This is a genomic window from Actinoplanes sp. NPDC026619 (assembly GCF_040638295.1).
In the GTDB taxonomy this organism is placed as follows: domain Bacteria; phylum Actinomycetota; class Actinomycetes; order Mycobacteriales; family Micromonosporaceae; genus Actinoplanes.
Genome location: NZ_JBEZYA010000080.1, coordinates 1 through 2,918, shown reverse-complemented (window position 1 = coordinate 2,918; position 2,918 = coordinate 1). Strand labels below are relative to the sequence as shown.

The following is a 2,918-nucleotide window of genomic DNA, read 5'->3' as shown; positions in this document are numbered from 1 at the left end:
TCCCCGAACACCTACGAGAACACCATCCGAACGGCACCGGCTACGCTGGCCCCAGCCGCATAAACCCCGTGTCCAAGATCCGGGGGCAAGCCCCAAGTTCGCCAGCCAGTTCACTACCGTCGTCATACTCATCGACTTGCTACGCAGCCGCTGCGGGAAAATTTCACTGATCATCAGCCAGAACACTGGCCCGAGACCGACGGCGTATCCGGCGATGAACACCAGCAACGACACCAGCGCCAGCCACGGCGCGCCGTCCTGCAAACCCGAGAAGCCGAAATACGCGGCCAAGCCGAGCAGTGCTACGCCGACCACGACCGTACCGGTGATCAACAGCGGTCGACGGCCGACCTTGTCCAGCAACAGGATCGCCACGATCGTGAACACCACGTTGGTCAAACCCACGGTCAACGTCTGAGTGATCGCGTTACCGGCGCCCAGCCCCGTCTGCTGCAAGATCGTCGGCGCATAATAGATGACCGTGTTCACGCCCACGATCTGCTGGAAGACCGCCAACCCGAGCCCCACCACGAGCAATGTACGCACCGGCGGACGAAACAAGTCACGCACCGACGTCCCGCGCGCCTCCTGCGAACTCCGGCGGATCTCGTCGAGCTCGTGATCGGGGTCGGTGTCCGTGCCCGCACGGAGTTTCTCCAAGGCCTTCCGGGCGTCGTCGTCTTTGCCTTGTTCGACCAGCCAGCGTGGGGTCCGCGGCACGGTGAGCATGCCGATCGCCAGCGCCGCACCGGGGATCACGGCGATGCCGAGCATCCAGCGCCAGTTCCCCGAGACGTCCTTGAAGAAGTAATTCACCAGGTACGCCACCGCGATCCCAGTCGTCACCGCCAGTTGATTGAACGACGTCAACCCACCGCGTACCTTCGGCGGTGCCACCTCGGAGATGTACATCGGGCTCACGAACGATGCCGTGCCCACCGAGAACCCGAGCAACGCGCGGCAGCCGATCAGCATCGGCGCGTTCAACGCGAACGCACATCCGAGAGCACCGATCACGTACACCGACCCGGAGAGGACCTTGGTCCACTTCCGGCCGATCTTGTCCGCGAGCCACCCGGACAACAGGGCACCGGCGGCGGCGCCGAGCAGCAGCACCGAGACAATGGCCTCCTGCTCGAACGGTCCGGCGTCGAAGTCGCGCTTGATGTAAAGCAGCGCCCCAGAGATCACACCGGTGTCGTAGCCGAACAGGAATCCGCCGATGGCCGCGATGGCCGCCACCCGGGTCACCACACCGTTGGCCCGCAACTCTCGCAAGAACCCAGCATCACCGGCTCCATCCCATCGGCGGCAACCCAGCAACGCGCCTGCCCCAGTATGTAAAAGCCAAACGTCATCGACAGCGGTCATCAGCCGCCCGCTGCTGAACGCCACTACGGAAAGAGTTGCGGCTACCCGCGGCACAAATTGACGCTGTAGCGGCCGGCCGGCGGGCGGGCGGGCGGGCGGGCGGGCGGCGGGCGGGCGGGCGGGCGGGCGGCGGGCGGGCGGGAACTTATCGCCGGTGTGTGAATATCACGCCAGCCGTGACGGCGAGCACTGCGACCACCATCGGCAGCCCAGACCAGCCGGTGAGCAGGAGAAACCATGGGAGCGCCAGGCAAGGCAGCAGGAGTGGCCAGGTTCGCGGCGAGAACACGGCCGGGAAGGGCACCTTCCGCCTCGTCGCCGCCGCCCGGGAAGCCGGGCCTTCGACGATCGCGTCGAACTCGTCGCGAGCGGCCGAGGCGCCGTCCTCGGCGCGCACCCGCAGGGCATTGCAGACGTCGAAGTCGCCCGCCACGGCTCGGACGATGTCCGCGGCCGTGTCATGCGCGGCCCACGACTGAACGGAGCCCTCGAGGACAACCACATTGTTCTGGACGCTCACGCGGATCGCCTCGCAGCTGGTTCGGTCGTGGGCGTTGAGTTCCAGCACCACGACGAGGGCCGTATTCACGTCGGCGGAGGTGACGACAGGGTCGTGCCGCCGGTGCTGGGCGAGGAACTCGTCGTCGGGAAGCGGCTGCATACGTTCGCCTTCCTGTGCTTGACCTGACACTCCCTGCGATGCTCGGCAATAGAGGTGGCAGGCGCCGCACGTACTCATGACAGTTGCATGACGACCGCCCTCACCCGGCAGGTGCCGGCAGCAAGCCGGGTGGCACACGGTCCGTTGCGCACAGCGACCTCGAGAGTCGTCACACAACTGCGCGGTTCGCGCCGCACGACCGCTACGACCGGCGCGCAAAGTGAAGGCGACGGTCTCGGAAAGGAGCCCTCATGCCAATGCTTCACGGCTACCTCGGCACGACCGCGGGCGGTGACCGCCGCGGTGCGGCCCGTGGTTCCCCGGACGGCGCCGGTTCCGGCTGCGGTGGCCCGGACCGCACCGCGACGCCGGAGCGGGCGACCCGGCCGATGGAACACTTAGCCAGGCGACAACCCGCCCACGGCGCACTACGGCACCGGCTGACCGGCGACCTGACTCAGACGCCGAGCGCGTTCGTCGTACTCGCCGGGCTCTGGCTTACGTGCACCCCGCTGTTCGCGGGCAGCACGGAGGGTTACCCGTGGGGAAACGACACGGGCACCGGGTTGATGATCGCCACGCTTGCCACCATCCGGGTGGCCCGGCCTGGTCGAACGGCACGCCTGAGCGTCGTCAACATCGTGCTGGGCGGATGGCTGATCACGGCGCCGTTCGTGCTCGGCTTCACCCAGTTGCTCGGCGTCGCCTGGAACGACATGATCGTCGGTGTTTTGGTGATGATGCTGGCCGGTACGAGCGCAATCGCCGGAGCAGGTGAACCACATTCGAGGCGCTAAGCCCCTGGCCAGTGTTCTTTCCCGTAACCCTCGGGTAGCCAGGGTGTGGTCCACGGCGCTGCGGTGGCCAGGTTCTGGGTGTTGGTCCG

At 66.9% G+C, this 2,918-nt stretch carries 3 protein-coding genes; 1 reads left to right on the top strand and 2 read right to left on the bottom strand.

Features of this window, described 5'->3' with window-relative positions:
- Nucleotides 1-1,371: sugar porter family MFS transporter (locus tag AB0E90_RS51560; protein ID WP_360421197.1), on the bottom strand; the 1,371-nt coding region annotated here is incomplete at its 3' end.
- 145 nt (nt 1,372-1,516) lie between these two features.
- Nucleotides 1,517-2,032 (bottom strand): BON domain-containing protein, encoded by a 516-nt coding sequence (locus tag AB0E90_RS51555; protein ID WP_360421196.1) that lies wholly within the window; start codon nt 2,030-2,032, stop codon nt 1,517-1,519.
- Between the two features lie 251 nt (nt 2,033-2,283).
- On the opposite strand from AB0E90_RS51555, the gene AB0E90_RS51550 reads away from it, so the two are divergent.
- On the top strand, nt 2,284-2,829 hold the full coding sequence (locus tag AB0E90_RS51550) for an SPW repeat protein (protein ID WP_360421194.1): 546 nt from the start codon (nt 2,284-2,286) through the stop codon (nt 2,827-2,829).
- Nucleotides 2,830-2,918: the final 89 nt, after the last annotated feature.

Coding starts and splice junctions, on each gene's coding strand:
- AB0E90_RS51555 (WP_360421196.1), bottom strand. CDS start 2,032: ATGCAGCCGCTTCCCGACGACGAGTTCCTCGCCCAGCACCGGCGGCAC.
- AB0E90_RS51550 (WP_360421194.1), top strand. CDS start 2,284: ATGCCAATGCTTCACGGCTACCTCGGCACGACCGCGGGCGGTGACCGC.